Genomic DNA, 21,880 nt, shown 5'->3' with positions numbered 1-21,880 from the left:
GGCAGGCGTTACTTGAAGCGGTAGTTGATCCGACCCTTGGTCAGATCATAGGGGGTCATCTCGACCTGAACCTTGTCGCCGGCCAGAACACGGATGCGGTTCTTGCGCATCTTGCCTGCCGTATGTGCGATGATCTCATGGCCGTTTTCCAGCTCGACCCGAAACGTCGCATTAGGCAGGAGTTCCTTCACGACACCGGGAAATTCGAGCGTATCTTCCTTGGCCATGTTGTCTCCATCATTACGTTGCACCCGCAGAATCTACGGGGATGTGCGCTTAAATGAGCCCATTTTGGGCTTATTTCAAGGCCAGAATCACCTAAAGGCGCGATAATGTGACGGAATCGACTCGCGGCGACTGCTCCTCCCAATGAGTGCGGTTCAGAACATGCCCATCGGTGCGAACTTCGGCAATTGCTGAAAGGTCGATATCCGCATAGGTCCATCCCGGCTGGTTCAAAGCGCCTTCGGCCAACACACCAGTCGCAGGAAACCCCTTGTCGGGTGGGCCGAAAATGCCGCCGGTGCCGGTATTCTTGTCCACCGCCTCGGACCAGTCATTGTCCCCGACCAGAGACGCCATCACCGTAACGCATTGATTTTCCAGCGCCCGTGACATCGCGCCGATCCGAACCCGCCAATAGCCTGCCAAAGCCTCGGTACATGAGGGGACCAGGATCAGATCGGCCTCGCTCAGCGCATGGCCCAACAGAGGAAATTCGCTGTCATAGCAGATCAACACGCCGATCTTGCCCAACGCGGTATCGAATAGTTTCAGCGGTCCGCCCGGCGCGATATCCCAGTCTTCGCGCTCAAAGCGGGTCATGATCTGTTTGTCTTGATGATCCTGCCCACCATCGGGCGCATAGAGTACCGCACGGTTTACCGGTCGGCCCGGCCCATCCACAATCGGGGCCGACGCGCCCAGAATGTAGGTCTTGTATTCCTGTGCAAGACGCTGATGCAGGGCCCGCGCTGCCTCCATCCGATCAGACACTGCCCGGATCGAACGCTCGAGATCGCCCGCGACGTCGACCCCATCCAATGTCGACAACTCCATCGCACCGTATTCAGGAAAGACCAGCAACTCAGCCCCCTGTCCGGCGGCGTCTGAGACCCAGCGGCCTAGCTTGTCCTCATACTGCGCCCAACTGTCGAGCCAATCGAGGTTATAGGCAGCGGTTGCGACTTTCATTTTTTGAAACCCAAATCTTTTGGTCACGCGACAGTAGATTGCAAATGGATAGCCTGTACAGCTCAATTGAACCAAAAGTAAGCGCGCCAGCCCGCAAATTACCCAGTACAGAGTTGGTTTGGACGACCCAATAAACCTGCATTACTGTCCAGATTTGCATTAACCAATTTCGGCAACGCTACCAAGCTGTCAAATCGGACGCTGTCGGCAAAATTGTAATGCACCTTACCGGAGCGTAATCTGGCGGTGTTAGACTGTGTAACACTCAACCGATGCTTAGGGTTTTTCATAACGGGAGAAATTGGCATGCCTCATTACATTAATCACTTCACTTGCTCGGCGGCGGCATGGCCAAAAGACCGCGAGGGGGAGATCGCTGCGTGGACCGATATGGTCGGCGACGCCAGCGAACTTGTGGAAGGGGAAGGCCCAGTCAAATTCACAGGTTGGATAAGCAATACTGAGGGCTATGTTCTCCTTGAGGCGGACTCCAAAGCCGAAGTAATTGGGATCTGTGCGCAATTCTGGCCGCTTTTTCACAATGACATCATGGAAATTGTGCCAACTGCAGAAGCAGGACCAGCAATTTTGGCTGGCGTAAAGCGAGGGTGGGAAAAGAAGGCATAGCACTTCGTTCTGGCGACCATCAGTTTCCCCTGAAGATCGGAAAGGCCGGCCAATTTGCGGGATTGCTACATGCTAACGGGTCAGCACCGTCTGTTAGATATCCCGTATCCAGAACTGCAGCGGCTTCAGCGTCTCGCCTTTTTCCCCGATATCCTGCCACGAGAACTGGGCGACGGCGCCTGACAGCGGCTCATATCCCCGCGCCCGCCAGAAGGCGTCCAGCGGCCGGTAGTTTTCGGGCCGCATCGGGTGATCCGCCGGGCGCTGTACGCCGCAAAAGGCGCATTTGCTGAAACCCAGTGCGCGGGCATGCTCCTCACGCAGATCGAAAAACTTATGGCCAACGCCCTGACCTCGATAATCGGACAACAAAACGGATTCCGCGCAGTAGAAGATCTGCGACAGATCCAGCCCGGTGCCCTCAAACGCCGCCGCGAAATCGTCGGCGTGGTCAGTCAGCGGTGCCCCAGTTGACGCGCCAATCAGGCTATCGCTGTCAAAGGCGCCGACGACAATTGCTTTGTCGCTGTCACGATAGGATTGCAGATATTTCCGCTCATATGTCAGATCGCCATCATAAAGGTAGGGCCACGCCCGAAACACTTCGATCCGCAAGCGCGCCACATCGTCCAGAGCGGCCTCTAGCGCCGCTCCGATCAGGGGGCGGACGGCGGTGACCTCAGCCACCGGACACCTGCTTGGTCCAGTCTGCAAGATTGTAGAAGGTGGTGACGCGGGTGATCTTGCCATCCCGAAGGTCAAAGAACGACCCCGCTGGCAGGCGGTAGGTCTGACCGTGGGCCTCGGGCAGGCCCTCGTCAGTTTCCAGATAGGTGCCGTTCACGATGAATTCGGCCGCTGCACGTGTGCCGCCCTTGGCCTCGAAAACAACGATATCAGTCAGGTTCTCGCGATAGCAGCGGTTCATGTGATCGCAAAAGGCCGTGAATTTCTCTTTCCCGACACGAATTTGACCTTCGTTCACGTGATGGGCCACATCCTCGGACAGGCAGGCCAACATGCCCTCTACATCGCCGGCGTTGAAGGCATCGAAATAGGTTTGGACGGTCTGGTTCATGGTCACTCCGTAGGTTCGCCCCAGCGGTCTTTCAGATGCTTGATGATCTGATCGCGGGTCTGTCGGTAGTGATGTAGCTTTTGTTCGCGATTCTCGCCCAGTCCAGTAGGGTCCATTATTGGCCAATAATCGACATCCAGATGAAAAACCCGTGTCAATTCCAGCGCCTGACGCTGACTGGCGGGCGACAGAGCCACGACCAGGTCGAAGGAACTAAGATCGTCGCCCCATTCCTGCATCTCATCAAAGGACCGCGAGCGATGCCGGGACAGCTCGACGCCGATCTCGTGACAAACGGAAATGCAAAACCCGTCAATCTCAAGGTCGTTATGGACGCCAGCAGACTGTACATAGGTGCCGGTACCATAGAATTTCTTCATGATACCTTCGGCCATCGGAGACCGGACCGAGTTGTGGTCGCAACAAAATAGGACCGACTGCGGCAGAGGCTTCACGCGTCAGCCCCCAAAATGCAACACGCAAATCAGCGTGAACAGACGGCGGGCGGTGTCTGTGTCAATATCCGCCTTTCCTTCCAGCCGCTCCTGCAACACGCGGCTGCCTTCGTTGTGAATTCCGCGCCGGGCCATATCGATGGTTTCGATCTGGCTGGGTGGCAGGTTCTTGACCGCATTGAAATAGCTTTCGCAGATCTGAAAATAGTCTTTGACCACCTGCTTGAACGGGCCAAGCGAAAGGTGGAACTCGGCGGCTTTTTCCTCGGCCTCTGTGGCGATGTCAAAGACCAGACGTTTTTCACGGATCGACAGTTGCACGTGATACGGCCCGTCCGGCGCCGTGCGCCCATCCCGTTGAGGAAGGGTAAAACTATTGTCTTCCAGCAGATCATAGATGGCGACCTTGCGCTCTTGCTCGATCTCGGGGGTCGGCGGCGGCAGGTTTCGATCATCCAGTTCGATATGTGAAATGCGGGTCATGTCGCGTGTGGTCCGTTCAGTTCAGCACAGACCTATAGCAATGGTTTTCATTGAGCAACGCACAGAAACGCCATGTGCCATAGGTCTTTGCGTCAATTCAGCCCATTGAGGCGGGCCGTCACCGACAGACCGTGCGCCTCAAGGCTTTCGGATTGCGCCAGTTGTTCCGCCGCAGGGCCAATAGCGCGCAGCGCGTCGGGCGTCATCTGGCTGAGCGTGGTACGTTTTAGAAAATCCATCACGCTGAGACCGGATGAGAACCTGGCCGAACGCGCGGTGGGCAGCACGTGATTTGGGCCACCAACGTAATCACCGATGGCCTCGGGCGTGTACTGGCCCAGGAAAATCGCACCCGCATGGATGGTTTTTTCACTCAGCCCGACCGGATCGGCGACGCACAGCTCCAGATGCTCGGGCGCAATGCGATTGGACAGGGCGGCGGCCTCATCCAAATCGCGCACGGTGATTATTGCCCCAAAGTCGCGCCAGCTGGCCCCTGCGATGGCGCGGCGTTGCAAGGTTTCAAGTCGCTTCTCAACCGCTTGCGCCACTGCCTGCCCAAAGTCGGCATCATCGGTGATCAGGATCGACTGGGCGCTTTCGTCATGTTCGGCCTGGCTGAGCAGATCCAACGCGATCCAATCGGGGTCATTGTCCTTGTTCGCGATCACGAGGATTTCAGATGGACCGGCAATCATGTCGATCCCGACCTTGCCGAACACTCGGCGCTTGGCCGCCGCGACAAAGGCATTGCCCGGGCCAGTGATCTTGTCCACTGGCGCGATGGATGCGGTGCCATAGGCCAGCGCTGCAATCGCCTGCGCGCCACCGATGCGATAGATTTCGTCGACTCCGGAAAGCCGCGCGGCCAACAGGACCAGTGGATTCACCTGCCCGTCTGGCGTTGGCACCGTAATAGCCAACCGCTGAACCCCCGCCACCTTGGCCGGAATTGCATTCATCAGAACTGACGAGGGGTACGAGGCCAACCCGCCCGGCACATAAAGCCCGGCTGCCGACACCGCCGACCAGCGCCAACCCAGTGTCGCCCCGGCTTCGTCGGTCCATTGATGATCCTCAGGCATCTGTTTTTCGTGATAGGCGCGGATGCGCTCGGCGGCCAGTTCCAGCGCAGCGCGGTCCGTATCCGAAACCTGCGCAACCGCAGTGTCGATTTCTTCTGCGGAAAAGGTCAAAGTAACGGGCGTCAGGTCAAGCCGATCGAACTTGGCGGTCAACTCTATCACAGCCGCGTCGCCCCGGCTGCGCACATCATCGATGATTTGCGCTACGGTGGCGTCTACGTCCGGGCTGTCCTCGCGCTTGGCCGACAACAGCGCTTGAAAGGCGGATTCGAACTCGGACGACGTGGTATCAAGGAAAACGGGCATGATCAGGCACTCCGGGGCGTTTGATGGGGACATATCGCCGGGATGAGTTGGCCTCAACCCTTAGTCCTTTGAGTGCAGCGATTTGCGCATCGCGAAACAGGACACGTCGCCACGCGCGCCACATTGCCCGGTGGCCTGCCAGCCGTGCCGCCGGTAAAAGTCCTGCGCGGTTTTTGTCGCCTCTAGTCTGGCATCGAATTGACCTGAGGCAATCAGGTCTTTCTCAAGCCGGTGCAGCAGGACGGTCCCGATGCCATGACCAGTGTGATCCGGGTCAATGTACAGCAGCGTGATTTCGTCGTCGCGCAAACCGCCCACGGCGGCAACCTGCCCTGCATGTTCGGCCAGCCATATGTGCGCACCCGCCACGATCCAACCCCGGATGGATGCAGGGTCCTTGTTTGCGGTCCAATGCGCGATGGCCTGTGGGTCGCCCCGATGATCCGCGACACAAAGCTGGGTGATCGATCGGATCAACACCCGACTCAGATCGAACACATCAAAAACGGTTGCGCGGCGCAGGGATACTCCAGCCGGAAATTGCGAGAATGCCTGTGAAATGCCGCGCTTGTTCTGCATCTATTCGGGGTGATGCGGCGCCTGACCCGAAGGGGCCTTGTACGGCCGCGTCACATCCTTGAGCGTGGCGTCCAGTGCTTCGACCTTCAGTCGGATGGCACCATCCCCTGCCAGCGTCAGCAAAACCTGACCCGCTCCGTCCTCGCCTGCCTCAAAATCAATCGACAGCAGGGACATCACCATCTCCTTATCCCTGCGGTCGATGCCCTGACTGGCCACCGACAGCACCGAATCGAACACCAGAACCGCCTGAACCCGCTCAAACGGACGATCACGGCGTGTCGCGGCATCCTTATCTTCCCACCGAAAACGGTTCAGCAGCAGGCCGAACCGGCGCTGCGAGGGCTGCCATGTTATCTCGGTTACAGGAAATACCGCATCCTGCGCCAGGGTCGAGATCACCTGCAGATCCTCTGCATCCTCGGCACCCAGATTCAGAGGGGCCTCGCGCCCGTCGTGGAAACTTGCGTCTGTCATTGGCCCTTGATCCGTTCTATTTTTGCACCCACGCCTTCCAGCTTGCGCACCACATGCTCATATCCGCGGTCCAGATGATAGACCCGGCTGACCGTGGTCTCGCCCTCGGCTGCCAGACCCGCCAGAATCAACGAGACTGAAGCCCGCAGATCCGTTGCCATCACCGGCGCACCTTTCAGCTGATCCACACCTGTAACAGTGGCCGTGCCGCCATGCACTTCGATATTCGCGCCCATGCGCACCAGTTCAGGGGCGTGCATAAAGCGATTCTCGAAGATGCGTTCTTCCAATACCGCGGTGCCTTCGGCCGTACACATCAACGCCATCATCTGCGCCTGCAGGTCAGTCGGAAACCCCGGAAAAGGCTCGGTCACCACATCCACCGAGGTCACGCGCCCGTTCTTGCGCGCCACTTTCAGACCCTTTTCGGTTTGCGTGACGCTGACACCCGCCGCGTCGAGCTTGGCAGCAAAGGAGTTAACCAGCGACATGCGACCGCCCAGCAACTCTACCTCACCACCGCAAATGGCCGGGGCCAGCATATAGGTGCCCAGCTCAATCCGATCGGTCACAACCTGGTGGGTTGCACCGTGCAAGCGATCAACGCCCTGAATCTCGATGGTCGAGGTCCCCTCGCCCGAGATTTGTGCGCCCATCTTGCGCAGGCACTCGACTAGATCGACGATCTCAGGCTCGCGCGCGGCGTTCTTCAGAACCGTGGTGCCTTTGGCCAATGTGGCCGCCATGACGATGTTTTCGGTCGCACCCACCGATGCAAAACGCATCTCGTGGACTGCGCCTTTCAACCCGCCGGATGCCTTGGCGTGCAGATAGCCGTCCTTCAGCTCGATCTCAGCGCCCAGCGCCTCAAGCCCCTCAACGTGCAGGTCCATGGGTCGCGCGCCAATCGCACAACCGCCAGGCAGCGAAACCACCGCCTGCCCCAACCGCGCCAGCATCGGACCCAACACCAAATTGGACGCACGCATCTTGCGCACGATTTCATAATCCGCAGTGTGGCTGGTCAGATCATGACTCGACATCGCGATCACCTGCCCGTCCTGCAGCGACGACACCTCAGCCCCCAAAGACTGCAGCAATTGTGTCATGGTCTTGATGTCGCTCAGCCGCGGCGCATTGGTCAGCGTCAGCGGTTCTTCGCTCAGCAAGGTTGCGGGCATCAGCGTCAAACACGCATTCTTGGCCCCCGCAATCGGTATCTGACCGTTCAGCGGCCCATTGCCCGTCACCAGAATCGAATCCATCTGCTCTTATCCCTCGTCCTTTTCGGCATCGTTATCCGAGCTTGCGCGCGCCTTGGCCTGCGCCTTGCGCCGCGCCATATTCGCCTTCAGCGCCGCCTTCAGCCGCTCTTCCCGAGCGTCCGCGGATTTGCCATGTTTTTTGGGTGTATTTCTATCTGCCATAATCTTTCTCTACAGGAGGTGAAAAAAACCGTCCAGAGACCCTTGCGCCCTGTTTCGTTTGCGTCTAATCACCCGCCCACAGCGCTGCTGTAGCTCAGAGGTAGAGCACTCCCTTGGTAAGGGAGAGGTCGAGAGTTCAATTCTCTCCAGCAGCACCATGATTTCCTTATATTCCTCAAAAACTTACGCCGAACCAACGGCTTGCGCTTGCAGACTCCTACACAGGAGTCCTACACAGTGACCCTTATCATGCCTACACCAGTCAAAGACAAAAAAAGCGGAATCTACTACGTCAGGGTGCGCGTTCCAGCGGACCTTAAGGGAATCGTTGGCCGTGCCGAGGTGTCAAAGTCACTACGCACCAGAGACCCAGCAGAGGCCAAAGAGAGATTTGCGGCTGAATACGCCAAAATCCAAAAGCGATGGGCGTCCCTTCGGGCAAAGCCTGAACCGCTTCCCTTGAAAAAGATCGTTGCACTTTCGGGGCGTGTTTACTTCCGCCTTATGGAAGTGCTGGAAAACGAACCGGGTGAACCTGAGATTTGGAACCGCGTTCTGGAACTGAGCCACCAAGCGGAGGCCGCTGAGGGCGGATTAGAAAAATGGTACGGAGATGCCGCTGACGAGATATTGGCAGAAGAAGGAATTGCTGTAGACGAACCTACGCGCACTCGTTTGCTACGCGAAGTCCATAGGTCTTGGAAGCAGGCAGCTAGTCAGCAATTGAAGCGGGCCGAAGGCGACTTCACCCCGGACCCTCAAGCTATGCGCTTCCCTGAGTGGGAACCCTCAGCCTCGCCAAAAGTGGCAACCGAAGGCCCCACCCTCACCAGCCTTTTTGAACGGTGGAAGAAAGACCACTTGAGTAACGGAAAGGCAGCCGCAACGGTCGATGACTTCGCTCAGAAGAAGGATGCTCTGATCGCATATCTGGGTCATGAGGATGTCACCCGAATAAAACCTAAGGACATTGCTGACTGGTGCGACTACTTGCGGGACGAGAAGGACCTTACGGCAAAAACCATTGGCCGAAAATACCTAGCGGCCATCAAAGCTATTCTTCGCTTGGCACGGTCGAAGTTTCTGATTGAAAGTGATCCATCCAAGGACGTTTCCTTCAAAGTTCCAAAACCTATTGCGGCGCGTTCTAAGGGCTTCACAGATGATGAAGCGAAAAGAATACTGCGACACGCCAACGACGCCCTAAATGACGACGCACGGGCCACCCGAAAAAACAAACTAGCCTGCCGCTGGATACCTTGGATTTGCGCCTATACCGGAGCGAGGGCAGGTGAAATCGCACAGCTCCGTAAACAAGACTTGCGAAGCGAAGGGAATATCCAATGGCTCTTAATCACGCCGGACGCAGGGAGCGTCAAAGCACGACGCTATCGAACCGTGCCTTTACACCCCCACCTAAACGATATTGGCCTTGTTGACTTCATTAACAGTACCAGTGCGGGGTATCTATTCCACGATGGAGGCAGGACCCCGGAAGACGCCTTGCGGTTGTCCCAGAACGCCCGTGATAAGGTTGGCGATTGGGTTAGGAACAAGGTGGGCATAGCAGACCCTAGGATACAGCCGAGCCATGCGTGGCGACATAGATTCAAGACTCAGGCGCGGAATGCGGATGTCGATACAGCCTATCAGAATGCAATCTGCGGTCACGCATCTGGTAACGCAGGCGACGACTATGGGGACTTTCCCGTTGAAACACTATACCGCGAAATCTGTAAAATTCCGTGCATTAAGCTCGACTAGAAGTTCTAAGTTTCCTGCCGTTTGAGAAATCCCAAGTTTTGGCCTCTTATCCGAAAGCGGCAAAGTGCAATAGCTCAAAGCAAGTGGACCGTTTCATCGCAACATGCGAAACAGATTGAAATAATTGGCGGAGATAAACTTAGTGAAAAACTATATTATAGTGGGGTTGGCATGTCTTGTAGCGGTCTTGGTCATAGGCGTTAAACCAGTGCAACGGGCGATAAACGAGGCGATAAACCAAGGAACCTTGAAAGGTGTCGAAACTTGCATGTCTTATTCGGACAGCGAGCTTCTCTCTACAGAAGTCATAAAGGCAACATGCGTGACAACGTTTCACAAGCGTCTATACCATAACGACCACGCGACAGGCCGCGCGGGGCCGCGGCTGAAGCAGCAAACTGTAAGTTGGGGCGGCGTTCTCAAAAACAAGACACCAGACCACGTGACTACTTGGATACAAATCTCAGTTAGCATTTTTGACGAGAAAGGCGAGGAACAGGAGTACTCAGCCGAAACACCAATTTGGATAGACCCCCTGAACGAAGCTGAGTTTCAAGTAGAACTGTCAGACCTTGAAAGCGGGCAATTCGAAAACTTGGATTTTTGTGACCATGAAGATTCTGCACCCGCCGCGTGTATGACATGGGGCGTGACAGATGTAATGGGGCTTTCTCTATAGCCTCGACGCTTCGGACGCACCTCTAAGGAAAACACTGCAAAGCGTCGAGAAAGCAATCAAATTTAGCTAATGTTGACCCACGGGAAAATTTAACCAAAGGCCGAAAATCACAAGCCGATAGCTGCAACAACGCATTACAACAAACCACATGCTTGGCAAAGTTTCTCGCCAAACCGTGTAAGTTCAATTCCTAGGCTCACCTCTTGCTCGTCTTCATTGCGACTGACAAGGAAGTCTATTTCCAGACCCTCCAAAGACAAACTTTCCGCCTCTGAAACTCTTTCTTCGACAAACTTCAAAAGCTCTGAAATATGCCCGCCATGAACATCCATACTGCTAAATGAGGGCGCGTCAGTGATAGGAGTGTATTCTTCGGGCTTTGGTCGAATGACACCCACTCGCCTCAAGTTATCCGACCAGTCGTCCGCCGTGGTAATCTCTTGAAGCTCAAACTCTGCCGCCATTCGAGATGTATCTTCCATGAACGTAATGAGACGCGGCCCCATTGCCTGCCGTTCTTTCTTGACCCGGTCAACGTCCCCATAGGTGAGCCATTTCTTTCCCTCCAAGCCCGCCGCCTTCGTCGCATCTTGTTGTATTGCGCGGTTGTTCTTCACTACGAAAGCCACATACTCAATAATCCTCGCATCAGCAGGGGATAGTGAGGAAATAGCGGAGACCAAAGGGCGGTCGATGCTTTGGGATTTGTTGGGGTCAAGTGCGCTTGCTAATAATCCAGACCAAAGCGCTCTAACCTTTTCGTCAGCAGATACAGACATACCATCTAGAAGAACGTGTAAGTCTTCTTCTAATGGTGGCGTAATGTCCTTTAGCTCTATGCCTCGTTCTTCAAGCGCACCTCTGGTTTCTTCCAAGCCTAGCTGTGTATTGAGCAAACGTTTTCGTTTGACCCGATCTCCTAATATACCGATACCGTCTGCCAACAGGTTTCCTGCTTCCTCGGAAGGCTTCTGTAGTAGGCCGCGGATAACGTCGCCAAGCGCAGCATCAATTTGTTTTCCAATTGTTACATCCACGGAGACCTTCGGCTTCGTATCATCATCACTTGGCATATACTCACCCTACGTTATCTTAAGTTTCTGATTTTATAGTTTATTCAGGGGCGGCCGAACAGGGGTCCTATGGGTGTGAGTACTTGCACAGAATCCTACGCCAGAATGATTTCACCACAAAAATTTGTGGCCCAGAGATAGTAAGAGAGGCACCGCGTTACCCCCCGGGGGGGTGTCACAAGATCAGTTCTCAGCACCTGCGGGAAAGTCTCTTTAATTAATTAAAAACAAAGGGTTGACGCGAAGCTTCGCATGAATCATCTACACGTTGCATCACATAGATGCAGCACTACCAAGAATAGGAATAGTAGAATGATCGTCTTTGACTATTGCGTCGACCACTTTGACTTGCTCATCGAGCGTCACCCGCACTCAACGCCCTTTAAGGTGACCCGTGAGGGACCGGGCGAGACCTTCGTTGATGTTGGCCGCTACCGTCTGATGTTCACGAACCACAGGAAGACAGCTACGGCAGCCTGAATGCGCGCGTCTCATTTGACCAGAGTGTAACAAGACAGGTGCCAACCCCTAAGATACTGTCTCATTTAAGTGGGTTGAAACTTATAGCGCACTTTCTTACTTAACTCTCAAAGGTTAACGATACACACTCGGAGACAGGCACATGCTAATCGGATACGCGCGGACGTCGACAGCAGACCAGATCGCAGGCTTTGAAGCGCAGCAGCGTGAGTTGAAAGACCATGGTTGTGAGAAGGTGTTTGCTGAGCAGGTCAGTAGTGTGAAGCAACGTGACCAGCTTGAGGCAGCCATAGACTATGCCCGTGAAGGGGACACTCTGGTTGTCACTAAGCTGGACCGTCTAGCGCGCTCGGTCCCTGACCTCATCGATTTACGCAAGCGGCTTTCAGGCAAAGGCGTTCAACTGCACATCATGAACATGCCCATGATGAACGACAGCGCCACCGCACAGATGCTTGAAACCATCCTCGGTGCTGTTGCTCAGTTTGAACGTGAGGTGATGCTTGAAAGGCAGCGTGAAGGGATTGCTAAGGCCAAGGCTGAGGGGAAGTTCAAAGGACGCCCAGCTATGGACGAGACTAAGGCCACAGCCATTCGTGAGGCGTTCCAAAATGGTGAGAAGCCAACCCAGATCGCAAAGGACTATGGGGTCAGCAGAGCGACGGTTTACAGGCTGGCCAAAGAGGCGGCCTGAGGGGCTGAAAACAGTTCACCCCCATACATGCAGAAAGTAAGTAGTCAGCGAACAACAGTCATCGCTCATAAAAGCAGAAACCAATTCACCCCCACTTTAGCCGTACAGAACGCTCGCTATTGGGTCGGAGATAACCCTCATACGAGCCCTAACAGAACGCGCCCGGTGGTTCGAAGTTATTGCTCATAGTAGCCCTACCTAACGGCCAGATAGGGTCAAATCACCCACATACATGCCGTACACAGAATTTCCGAATTGCCTCGTTTCATGGAAGTGCGAGACGATGTCAGCATGGTGTTATCACCGACCGACAGGAAGACTGATAGCAGACCATCTGTGGCGAAGCGTCCTGTGTACTGGACATCTCACCCTAGCATTCCCCGTGGGTTTCCCTGAAGTGGAACCTATCGGGCACGTCATGTGTGGTTCCCTTCTTGGTTGCCTTGAGATAGCGGGGCTTAGGTTCCGTCAGATCATTTCGACGTGCCTGTGCATAAGGGCGTTATCAGTTAAAAAGCCACGTCGAATACAGTGTAGCGAGGGATGGCGTCGGTAAAAGGTCCCTCCGCATATGTAATAGTAACCCTAAAGGCCACCCTTAAGGTGCGTCGACCTTCGTCTCCTTCATCAAAATCAACCCCAATAAAGTCTTCCCCTGAATGTAATGCAGTTTCACTGCCAACACGTTCAGGTGCCCCCCTATGGCTCGCTCCGTTCGTGGAGAGACCAAGGGATGATGATCGTCATTCATCACACCACAATCTCACCGTAAGGAAACCTCCAAATGAACATTGTCGCATCCCTTCAGGGGAACCTTAAGGCGTGCGCTAGGTGCACCCAGACGTTTGAACCCAGAAGGTCCGACCAGAAGTATTGCTCAGTCAAATGCAAGAAGGCGGGCAGTAAGAACAGTACAAGAGGGGGTCGTGCGCTGGAGAACAAGGTGCGGTCTAGGACGCATTATGAGCGCGCGAGACACTTGGAACAAATGGTCTACTCCGTCGCTCCTTCCGAGCGTCTTGGCGTTATGCTACATATTCTGTCTTACATCTCCGTAGATGCGGGTCTCAGGAACATTCTGTGTGACCCTAAGTTGCTGCGTACACAGCCCAGAAAGTCAGGGCGGAAGAACATAGCACAGGCAGCAAGCTCATATACCCAGAGGTTCTATGGTCTTTCCATCCAGACATATGTCCGCAGGGTGCAAGCCGGCGATGAGATTGAAGGCATCGAGGTGGCACGCCTGCTTATGACTTCGCCCGCTATCCCGAACATCAAGACGAAGCTGACTTCATTCAACGTCCGTTGCAGGCATCAAATCGGAGTGGGCCGACCGTGTCCCCATAAACAGAAAACAGGGCGTCCACAGCGGGCGTCCTTTTCATCTATGAAGAAACATAGTGGAATTGAATGAACAGAACCACGTGGCCGACAAAAGGCTGCGTCGTATCGGCTACTACAAGCGTCGAGCGTTCACGAAACGCCAGAGGTCAACTGCAAGTGCCCGCTTGGGCCGCGACAAGATTGACGAACAGCCGACCGACAAAGCCACGGGCCAGCACTAGAGTCCCCCAAAAATTGGTGACGACGACCAGCGCAACACAGAGACAGATGGTTGAGCGATTGAGCCGGGAGATCTCCCTAAACGAAGCACTTTCATTGATACCCAAACTTGGATTGATCTACATGAACAACCCAAAACGGACGTCACGTTTTTCCCAAGTAAAAAAGATACAAAAAAAATTTAGTCAACAACCCTTTGATTGTATGGATTGCTTTGAAATACCGTTCTAGGTGGTGTAAGGGTTTCTGAAGTGTGATTTTTTTTGGAAAAGCCTTTGCCTAAGACGACGCTGTCAACGTTTGCTGAACAAACCCCACGGGAGACAGCAGGACCGAATACTTTCAGCGCATTCGACTATCAAGTTAACGTTTCGATGGCTTTGATGTTGGAATTGCACCGTCAGAATAAGGAATTCGTCGCCGTATTTGATCATCATGATGACCTCGTGCTCTTTGTCGGAGAAGGTGAGGAGGCTGAGCTTTCGTTCTATCAGATAAAAACCACTCACCACCTTAATTGGACCGCGAAACGGCTCGCGCAGAGCACACCCAAGGGGGAATTGCCGAAATCAATTATCGGAAAGGCTTACTACAACATCGCGCAGTTCGGGCCGGAGATTCGCCGTGCGTGTATTCTGTCTAATAGACCCTTGAAAGCTACGCCAGCATCAAGCGAAAAGGAGACTCTACTTGATGGCGAGCTAACGGTCGCCGACCTTTGCGAAAAAGACAAAAAGGCGTTGTTCCAGGCTCTGGAGGCTGACTTTAGCGGTGCTTTCGATAGCTCGCATTCCAATCTGCTATCTTTTGAGCGAGTACCCTATGACAAGGAAAGCTATCGTTTAACAGTGATGGGGCAGATCACTAAGCTGCTAGAGGAACTGCACCCTGATTTTGTAGCCTGCTCAAGCCCTTTTTACGAAGCTCTGCTCGCTTCTGCCGGGGAGTGTACCGGAAACAAAACAAAGTCGGGTACAGTCGAAGAGTTACAAGCGCGTGTATCTCTCAACCGCAACGACATCAGCAAAATGATTCACATAGTTCAAAACCGATCGAAAAATGCGGTCGAGTGGTGGCCGGTTGTTCACGATGAGCTCGCCAAGAAAGGCAAAATGGGGTTGGAAATTCAGAGAACAAAAAACAAGTGCCTTTCCTACACCAATGCTCGCCGCTCGGGGGAGAAAGCGGCATTAGACCTGAGTGCCTCAATCTCCAATGCTATTTCTCACCTCGAAATCGACGAAATTGACAGTGTTTTTAGTGCAATAGCACTGCTCAATATTAGCGGCCTTTGCCACGAACCACCGTCCGAGAGTTATGATCTTCAGGCTGCAATGATCGTCGAGGTTATGGAGGCCGTAACATGACACGCGAAGAAACGTCGAAACTTCGTCGCGTCCTTCGAAAACTAAGCGAGAAGCGCAATGCAAAAAGTAAAATTCAAGAATCTCTACCTGTTGTCACAGGTAGAAAAGAGAGCGTTGCACGTACCCTTGAACTATCAAAAACTGTTAATCAAAGGCGCAAACGGCTTCGGAAAATCAGTAATTATGAAGAGCTTGTACGAAGCGCTGGGAGCAACACCGAACAAAATTGATAACCGTTGGAAGTCTGCAAGCGCCTCGAGTTGTTTGGAGTTTGAGTACGCCGGGAAAGTATGGTTCTCCGTAAAAGCACACGGGGTTCATTCGCTCTTCGATGAAGGTGGCAACAGAGTTTTTTGGGGTCAGCGTCTTGTGAAGGACTGGGGTCCCAAGCTCGCCAAGTTCTTTGAGTTCAAGCTAGAAATGGCTGACAAACATGGCCAGACGTTGACGCCACTTCCTGCTTATCTGTTTGCGCCTTTCTATATTGATCAGGACGGCAGTTGGGACAAACCTTGGATATCATTTAAAAAGGACTTTTACCTGCCAAATAGCGCGACCACTTTGGCAGACTATCACTCCGGAATACGGCCCGATGGCTACTATTCGGCAAGGGCCGAATTGACCCAAGAAAGGATTGTACTCGCTGGCTTGGAGACCGCCGTGGAAACGCTGCGCCAAACGATGAAGCAGATCGAAGCGATTGAGGGCTCTACACCAACGTACGATCTTCGGGAGTTTGAGGGTGCATGTGACGATTTGATCACGGAAAGCGAAAACCTTCTGGGTCTTCAGGTCAGCCATAGGCAGCAACTCTCCGACCTCCGCGAGGAAGCACATCTTCTCAAGACCGAAGCCAACCTCTTAAGAAGCGCTCTTTTCGAGATGCGTGGCGAGTTTGAGATGGCAACATCGCTACCGAAAGAAGTTGAATGCCCAACTTGTGGGCAGGAATACCAAAACTGCCTAGCTGATCGGTTTGCATTAATTGAAGACGAGGGAGTGCTTTCGGCGGCCCTGATTAAAGCGCAATCCAATTTGGACCGCGTAGTGGAAAAAGAGCGGACCCAGAAAGAAAAACTTGAAACGATCAACTCAAGTCTAGCGCGAATACAAAGGATTCTAGATGTAAAGAAGCAGTCTGTATCACTCAATGACGTTCTAACAGCAGCTGGAAAAACTGAGGCTGCTAAAATGCTGCGCGTTTCATTGGATGAAAAGATCGTAGCGACAGATAACTCTAGAAAGAAAGTAGAAGCTGCTCAATCTAAGATGGGCGAGTTCAGTGATCGCGGTAGGTCTGCTGAAATTCTCAAAAATTACCGGACTTTTTTGTCCATGAACGCGCAAAGGTTGGATGTTCTCCTCGACAACCCGGAAAAACAGCCAATCACTTCGGTTAGCGCGGCTCGAGGTAGTGAGGGGCCCAGAGCTCTTCTCGCTTATTATTACGCCTTCCTGCATACGAAGGTTGAGTACACCGAAAACGTGCGGTTCCCAATTGTTATCGACTCGCCAAATCAACAGGGTCAGGACAAGACCCATTTGCCTCAGATGCTAAAATTCATCTTTGGAAGCGTGCCAGATGAAATACAGACGATTGTCGCGACTGAAGAGTTGCCGGATGAAGGGTTGAATGGAGTAACCATCGCAACCTATGGCGAGGCAAAGCGGCAGGTACTTCGAGAGAACGAGTTTGAAAGAGTGAGAACATTTTTTGAGCCGTTCTTTAATAAGATACTCACGATGGAATGAAAGATTCTGCAAACCAACGACCATTCACCCATGAGATTGGCCCCACAACTTCCCTACACAGGGATTGCTTCATACAAATTTTTATGAAACAAAATCAGTGCATTGAATGAAATGCGTCTGAGTTCAATTCTCTCCAGCAGCACCATAAAATCAAAGACTTATAGAATTGTCGGCGTGCCCCCACAGGGGATAGGCGACCACATGGGGGCCATCGCACAGGATTCCTCATCCGATGGCTACATTGCGCCGATTGGCTTGAGCATTCGATGATAGGTTGCAACTAACTGACGAACCCGCCCCCCGGCCTACCCCCTAAGTCAGCCCTGCGTGTGCCATTGAGGTTCGCCGACTTTGCGGGCATGATTTCCAAAGGACCATCCTCTCTGAAGTAAGGCTCTTGGTGTTCTTTGAAGGCTGTCGAATTGGGGCTCGGGACGAATGCCCGCTTCAGCCCGACAGGGGACGTTCACATAAGACGGAGCTACGTCCGAGGTGCGGACAAAGCCGCCATCCACTTAGCACAAGGCAACGACCGCTCTTAGTCCAAAGCGGACACCAAGATGTATTGCGCTAAGTACGCGCGTACAAAACGCAAAGCTGACCTTAGGCAATATCTTTGAAATCACAATTGATTTTGCTGCGAATGACTCGGCAAAAAGGCAAAAGTTCTAGTGTCAGATTTTGATTCAGCTGCTTTTCTCAATTGTGTCGGAAAGCAGAAAATTATTGATCGCAAGTCGCCAATCATTAGGGTCAAGGTTGCAGAATGAAACTCTTGTATCTCCTTCACGGTCACGTAACCCATCAACTTTACTGGCGATCACATTGCGCTTCGCGGCAAGCGCTTCGTCCAGCACAAGTCCATAAGCCTCCCAACGCGAGGGAATCGCAATGATATCGACGGCTTGATAAGCTTCTGCCGGATCTTTGGCGTGACCCCGAAATTCGATGCGCGGGTCACCCTCAGCCAACGCCTCAAGGTATGACCTTTGACTGCCTTCGCCAAAGATCAACAAGCGCGCGCCCGGCGTTCGGGTTGACCGAAAGCCTTGGATCAGGATGTCGAAGCCTTTCTGCTGCTCAAGCCGCCCGATGGCGCCAATTGTGGTCTTTGACTTGGGAGGCATCGTCTTTCGTGACAACTGCTCAAGATCAACGGCCGGAGGAATGACGGCCAGTTTTTCTGAAGCAGCTAGGCGTCGTTCTTGCATCCAGTCCGCCTGCGCATGGCTGACCGCCACCAACTGATCGAAGAAGGAATAGATCACCCGAAGCATCGCAAAAAACCGACGTTTGTGAGGGACATTCAGGGTGGTGAATGCCCGGGTGTAACTGTGTTCGACATGGACAAGTCGATTATTAACATGCATTGCGCGAAGGGCCGAGAACGCAGGCAGGCTTCTCCAACTTGGTGCGACGTGGGACACGATGACATCCGCATCCAGTTTGCCCCAAGAAAACGCGGTCCGTTTGACCTTCAACACCTTTTGCTCGATCGCGCCGGAAAGATCTGACTGCGCCAAAAGATGGTCGAGCATTCGCATCACGCCGCCCGCTGTCGTGTCGTCTACCAGGTGGAGGACCTTTTTCTGTTCCATGATGATGCCTCTCTCAAATCGATTGCAGTTTGGATTTCATTTGCCTCAGCCGGGTGATCGGGCCGGGTCCAAACGTTTTCAACACAAGGGCCGCGGCGAAGGTGCTGAACGACTTCACAGGTTCCTCAAGCACCGGGCGGAGGCTTTCCTGGACGCTTCGCGCAAACAACTCCCAAGCTGTGTCCCGGTCGAGGTTGGTGATGGCCCGCCGTGCCAGATAGCGTAGCTGATAGGCCCGCGCTGAGTGTTCGTGCTGGGCAAAAAACTCAGGGTTAATCGGGCGCAACTTCGCGACCAACCGCTCCCACGCCTCCAACTGGCGGTCCACAGCCGCTGACAGCCCGCCTGCATTGATCCGGTAATAGGTTAACAGCCCCGGAACGCCTTCGATCTGCCAATCGGTCGTCAACATCAGCCGCATCCAGCATTCTATATCTTCGGACTGCCTGAACGTCTCATCGAAGACCCAATCCCGCTCGATCTCAAAACTCGGGCGGTAGGCCAGAGCCTCCAGTACCGTCTTTCGAATAACGGCCGCCGATCCATTGCCGATTGGATTGCGGTTCAGAACATGGGCTGAGGTCACATCCTTCAGGCGGGGTGCTTGTTTGATCCCCATCATGAACCCCGCCTCGTCGATCAAGGCACTGCCGGAGAAACTAACTCCCACATCCGGTTCGGCCTTGAGATGGTGAATATGAGCCGCCAGCTTCTCGGGCATCCACAGATCGTCGGCGTCGCAAAAGCCGATGAACGTACCCCGCGCGGCAGCGATGCCAGTATTTCTGGCCCCCGCCAGCCCACGATTGGCCTGCCCGACAAGTCGTACGCGCGGGTCGCCTTGGTGCGCGCGGGCAATCTCAGAGGTCGCGTCCTGCGATCCATCGTCGACGATGATGATTTCGAAATCGTCATAGGTTTGCGCCTGCAGTGAGGCGAGCGTTTCGACCAAGGTTGCTTCGGCATTGTAGGCGGGTACGACGATGGATGCTGTGGGCATGGTGATCTCCTTCAGAATTCTTAAGAAAACAACGCGCGTTTGATCGCTTGCGGGAGGATCGGGGCCAGCGCGGCCCCTGCGGCGGTAGGCAGTCCTCGGCGCAGGGGCAGCAGGAAACTGCGCGCATGCAGGCTCAAGCCTTTGCGTGTGTAAGACAGGGCCTGACCCTGATGCCCCAACCGCAGCGCCCGGCGGGCAAGATAGCGCAAATAGACGGCCTCGGACGACCTCAACGGGAACACGCCAAAAGACGCAGCCGTTTTCACCGCATAGGCCCGCCCAGCGCGCATTGCGTTCAGGTCCGAGGACAAGCCCCCGGCTCTGGTGCGATACCAGACCTGGAACTGATTGACCCCTTTGACGGTAAACCCCTTGCCTACGAGGCGGATTAACAGCTCCAAATCTTCGTTATGCACCGTTCTCGTGTCCAACCCGCCAATGGCGTTAAAGACCTCGCGACGGATCGAAAGATTCGACATGGTGCAGACGGGATTCTCAGCCAACAGGTCCTGAATGTTCAGTGGTGCGCTAGGAACGGTCGAGCATGTCTGAGAATCTCCGAGCTGATCGGCGAAGAACCCGATCTGCCCAAAAACAGCATCCGTCGAAGAGGATTGAAAGGCTTCGTTAAGCTGCGCCAGCTTGTCCTTGTGCCACAGATCGTCTGCATCACAGAACGCCAGCATGTCTCCCTTGGCCAGTTCGGCCCCATAGTTGCGGGCGGCACTTGGGCCATCGAAGGGGCTGCTTGCGACCCGGATACGGGGGTCTTGGGCAATGTGATCCAGCACGATGGACAGGCACGCCTTCGAGGGACGGTCGCCGACGCAGATCGCCTCCCATTCCGTGAAGCTTTGCGCGCGAATGCTGGTCAGCGTTTCAGCAATTGTGTCCGCATCGGTGTGAAACGGCACGATGATGGTAAAGCGGGTCATTGGAAGCCGAACCTCTCTGTTGTCTTTTGATCCCGAGGCAGCAGCACCCAAGAGGCGATCAACATGAGGGAAGCACTGGTCATCAGGTATCCCATCGCCACTGGCATCAGCCCGAACGGGGCCATGATCGCGGTGTTGAGGATCAATGCGAATGCAAGGGCCGTGCTGACTCGTAGCTCGGTGATCGCGCGGTTCTCGGACCGCAGCCAGCCGGCCACGGCGGACCAGATGACGCTGGGCAATGCGGCAAGGCACAAGACCGAGACCACCGGTGAAATCTGCTGCCACTCAGCACCCAGCAGCAGCGGCACGTAGACCGGCGCAAGGGCGGCTTGCAGCAAAACCAGCGGGGACAGTACTAGGAGGGACGTACCGAGCCCATGACGCAACGCCTTGGTCTTGTCCGGGGCTGCGCAAAGATGTGGGAAAAGAACGACTGAAAAGGCCTGCGTGAACGATGTCGCCAAGCCGAGCCCAGCGTTGAAAGCCATGAAGTAGATGCCAAGGCTCTCGGCCCCCAGCATCGCGCCGACGACAAGCTTGTCGGCCTGCAAACGCAGAACTTTGACAACCTCAACCCCCAGAACGGCCCAGCCGAAGCCAACAAACGGGCGAAGGGCGGCAAACCCGCGCTCCGCGTTTGATGCCCAGGGACGTAGACGGCGCATCAGGACCAGCCAAATCGGGGCGGCCAGCAATCGGGGCAGAACCAAAGCCAGCGGCGAGGCCCAGAGCAGCGCCAGTAGCGCGGCCATAACATTTGCGCCAACCACCTGCCCTCCGGCAACAGCGGCTGTCTTTTGTAGCTTGCCCTCACGCATCGCAAGCGCGGCCTGCACCAGGCCGGCGGGCATGAACAGGTACTCTCCGGCCAGAATAGCGAGCAGCAGCGCCAGGGTCTGGTGCCCTATCGCATAGAGGGCAATGGCGATAGTCACCTGCAGCAAAAACAGCGCCCCGCACCAGACCCAGAAGATACGATGCGCGGTGTTGCAGCGCTGTTCCAGCTCGGACTGCGGGGCTTGGATGATCCTCTGCCCCACGCCGTTCTCGGTTAGCGCCTTTAGAATATCCCCTGCCGCGAGGGCAGCGGCAGCCAGCCCTATTGCCTCGGGGCTGAGGGTGCGGGCCACAACCACGACCACCGCAAGACGTGAGGCTTTTGCCGCCACTTCCGACGCCGCATAGGCTAGCAGGTGCCGCAGGAAACTGGAGTGTGCCAATCGCTGAGTCATGTCGCCAAGTGTCCAAAAACAGTATTGGG

General features: G+C 54.6%; 24 protein-coding genes and 1 tRNA gene. 9 read left to right on the top strand and 16 right to left on the bottom strand.

The window, feature by feature from the left end:
* Positions 1–8: 8 nt before the first annotated feature.
* Together infA and GOX21_RS11330 are read right to left on the bottom strand one after the other, a co-directional pair.
* Entirely contained in the window at positions 9–227 is a 219-nt protein-coding gene (gene infA / locus GOX21_RS11335; protein ID WP_005978431.1) for a translation initiation factor IF-1, read from the bottom strand.
* 91 nt (positions 228–318) lie between these two features.
* Positions 319–1,194 carry a carbon-nitrogen hydrolase family protein gene (locus GOX21_RS11330; RefSeq protein WP_170377297.1) on the bottom strand — a complete coding sequence of 292 codons (876 nt, stop codon included), beginning with the start codon at positions 1,192–1,194 and terminating at the stop codon, positions 319–321.
* Positions 1,195–1,500: 306 nt separating this feature from the next.
* Here GOX21_RS11330 and GOX21_RS11325 point away from each other — a divergent pair, with 306 nt between their 5' ends.
* Positions 1,501–1,821, top strand: a complete 321-nt coding sequence (locus GOX21_RS11325; protein ID WP_170350221.1) for a hypothetical protein — start codon at positions 1,501–1,503, stop codon at positions 1,819–1,821.
* A gap of 93 nt (positions 1,822–1,914) precedes the next feature.
* Here GOX21_RS11325 and GOX21_RS11320 read toward each other — a convergent pair whose 3' ends face one another.
* The 9 genes from GOX21_RS11320 to GOX21_RS11280 all read right to left on the bottom strand — a co-directional run bounded on the left by GOX21_RS11320 (position 1,915) and on the right by GOX21_RS11280 (position 7,711).
* Positions 1,915–2,508 (bottom strand): GNAT family N-acetyltransferase, encoded by a 594-nt coding sequence (locus tag GOX21_RS11320; protein WP_170377295.1) that lies wholly within the window; start codon positions 2,506–2,508, stop codon positions 1,915–1,917.
* Complete coding sequence (locus tag GOX21_RS11315; protein WP_170377293.1) at positions 2,501–2,899, bottom strand: ketosteroid isomerase-related protein; 399 nt, start codon at positions 2,897–2,899, stop codon at positions 2,501–2,503. Before GOX21_RS11315 ends, GOX21_RS11320 begins: the two co-directional genes overlap by 8 nt.
* Before the next feature lie 2 nt (positions 2,900–2,901).
* Positions 2,902–3,354 (bottom strand): low molecular weight phosphatase family protein, encoded by a 453-nt coding sequence (locus GOX21_RS11310; protein WP_170350218.1) that lies wholly within the window; start codon positions 3,352–3,354, stop codon positions 2,902–2,904.
* A 3-nt stretch (positions 3,355–3,357) separates the two neighbouring features.
* Positions 3,358–3,837, bottom strand: coding sequence for a UPF0262 family protein (locus GOX21_RS11305; RefSeq protein WP_170350217.1), 480 nt, complete (start codon positions 3,835–3,837; stop codon positions 3,358–3,360).
* Between the two features lie 92 nt (positions 3,838–3,929).
* On the bottom strand, positions 3,930–5,228 hold the full coding sequence (hisD, locus tag GOX21_RS11300) for a histidinol dehydrogenase (protein ID WP_170377291.1): 1,299 nt from the start codon (positions 5,226–5,228) through the stop codon (positions 3,930–3,932).
* Between the two features lie 60 nt (positions 5,229–5,288).
* A complete protein-coding gene (locus GOX21_RS11295; RefSeq protein ID WP_170350215.1) occupies positions 5,289–5,807 on the bottom strand; it encodes a GNAT family N-acetyltransferase in 519 nt (172 codons plus the stop codon).
* A complete protein-coding gene (locus GOX21_RS11290; RefSeq protein ID WP_170350214.1) occupies positions 5,808–6,284 on the bottom strand; it encodes a DUF2948 family protein in 477 nt (158 codons plus the stop codon).
* On the bottom strand, positions 6,281–7,549 hold the full coding sequence (gene murA, locus GOX21_RS11285; protein ID WP_170350213.1) for a UDP-N-acetylglucosamine 1-carboxyvinyltransferase: 1,269 nt from the start codon (positions 7,547–7,549) through the stop codon (positions 6,281–6,283). The genes GOX21_RS11290 and murA overlap by 4 nt, the downstream gene beginning before the upstream one ends.
* A 6-nt stretch (positions 7,550–7,555) precedes the next feature.
* Positions 7,556–7,711 (bottom strand): hypothetical protein, encoded by a 156-nt coding sequence (locus GOX21_RS11280; protein WP_170350212.1) that lies wholly within the window; start codon positions 7,709–7,711, stop codon positions 7,556–7,558.
* 83 nt (positions 7,712–7,794) lie between these two features.
* Here GOX21_RS11280 and GOX21_RS11275 point away from each other — a divergent pair.
* The 3 genes from GOX21_RS11275 (at position 7,795) to GOX21_RS11265 (ending at position 10,154) form a co-directional block, all read left to right on the top strand.
* Positions 7,795–7,869: transfer RNA gene (locus tag GOX21_RS11275), tRNA-Thr, on the top strand.
* A gap of 79 nt (positions 7,870–7,948) precedes the next feature.
* Positions 7,949–9,475, top strand: coding sequence for a DUF6538 domain-containing protein (locus tag GOX21_RS11270; RefSeq protein ID WP_170377290.1), 1,527 nt, complete (start codon positions 7,949–7,951; stop codon positions 9,473–9,475).
* A gap of 142 nt (positions 9,476–9,617) precedes the next feature.
* Positions 9,618–10,154 (top strand): hypothetical protein, encoded by a 537-nt coding sequence (locus tag GOX21_RS11265; RefSeq protein WP_170377288.1) that lies wholly within the window; start codon positions 9,618–9,620, stop codon positions 10,152–10,154.
* Positions 10,155–10,288: 134 nt separating this feature from the next.
* Here GOX21_RS11265 and GOX21_RS11260 read toward each other — a convergent pair whose 3' ends face one another.
* A complete protein-coding gene (locus GOX21_RS11260; protein WP_170377286.1) occupies positions 10,289–11,227 on the bottom strand; it encodes an Abi-alpha family protein in 939 nt (312 codons plus the stop codon).
* A gap of 312 nt (positions 11,228–11,539) precedes the next feature.
* On the opposite strand from GOX21_RS11260, the gene GOX21_RS11255 reads away from it, so the two are divergent.
* From GOX21_RS11255 to GOX21_RS11235, 5 genes are all read left to right on the top strand, one after another.
* On the top strand, positions 11,540–11,707 hold the full coding sequence (locus GOX21_RS11255) for a hypothetical protein (protein ID WP_170377284.1): 168 nt from the start codon (positions 11,540–11,542) through the stop codon (positions 11,705–11,707).
* Positions 11,708–11,849: 142 nt separating this feature from the next.
* Complete coding sequence (locus GOX21_RS11250) at positions 11,850–12,401, top strand: recombinase family protein (protein ID WP_170377281.1); 552 nt, start codon at positions 11,850–11,852, stop codon at positions 12,399–12,401.
* Between the two features lie 1,400 nt (positions 12,402–13,801).
* On the top strand, positions 13,802–13,966 hold the full coding sequence (locus GOX21_RS11245) for a hypothetical protein (RefSeq protein ID WP_170377279.1): 165 nt from the start codon (positions 13,802–13,804) through the stop codon (positions 13,964–13,966).
* 273 nt (positions 13,967–14,239) lie between these two features.
* Positions 14,240–15,331, top strand: a complete 1,092-nt coding sequence (locus tag GOX21_RS11240; protein WP_170377277.1) for a dsDNA nuclease domain-containing protein — start codon at positions 14,240–14,242, stop codon at positions 15,329–15,331.
* Between the two features lie 57 nt (positions 15,332–15,388).
* Positions 15,389–17,083 (top strand): hypothetical protein, encoded by a 1,695-nt coding sequence (locus tag GOX21_RS11235; RefSeq protein ID WP_170377275.1) that lies wholly within the window; start codon positions 15,389–15,391, stop codon positions 17,081–17,083.
* 686 nt (positions 17,084–17,769) lie between these two features.
* Here the strand turns inward: GOX21_RS11235 and GOX21_RS11230 are convergent.
* Genes GOX21_RS11230 through GOX21_RS11215 form a run of 4 tightly spaced genes read right to left on the bottom strand, consistent with a single transcriptional unit; the run spans position 17,770 to position 21,851 of the window.
* A complete protein-coding gene (locus GOX21_RS11230; protein WP_170359500.1) occupies positions 17,770–18,681 on the bottom strand; it encodes a glycosyltransferase family 4 protein in 912 nt (303 codons plus the stop codon).
* Positions 18,682–18,694: 13 nt separating this feature from the next.
* On the bottom strand, positions 18,695–19,681 hold the full coding sequence (locus GOX21_RS11225) for a glycosyltransferase family 2 protein (RefSeq protein ID WP_170377274.1): 987 nt from the start codon (positions 19,679–19,681) through the stop codon (positions 18,695–18,697).
* Between the two features lie 20 nt (positions 19,682–19,701).
* On the bottom strand, positions 19,702–20,616 hold the full coding sequence (locus tag GOX21_RS11220; protein WP_170377272.1) for a glycosyltransferase family 2 protein: 915 nt from the start codon (positions 20,614–20,616) through the stop codon (positions 19,702–19,704).
* Positions 20,613–21,851, bottom strand: a complete 1,239-nt coding sequence (locus GOX21_RS11215; protein WP_170377270.1) for an oligosaccharide flippase family protein — start codon at positions 21,849–21,851, stop codon at positions 20,613–20,615. The genes GOX21_RS11220 and GOX21_RS11215 overlap by 4 nt, the downstream gene beginning before the upstream one ends.
* Positions 21,852–21,880 lie beyond the last annotated feature (29 nt).

This window comes from Ruegeria atlantica, from assembly GCF_013032005.1.
GTDB classification, from domain to species: domain Bacteria; phylum Pseudomonadota; class Alphaproteobacteria; order Rhodobacterales; family Rhodobacteraceae; genus Ruegeria; species Ruegeria atlantica_A.
This window is presented reverse-complemented; position numbering and strand designations above follow the sequence as displayed.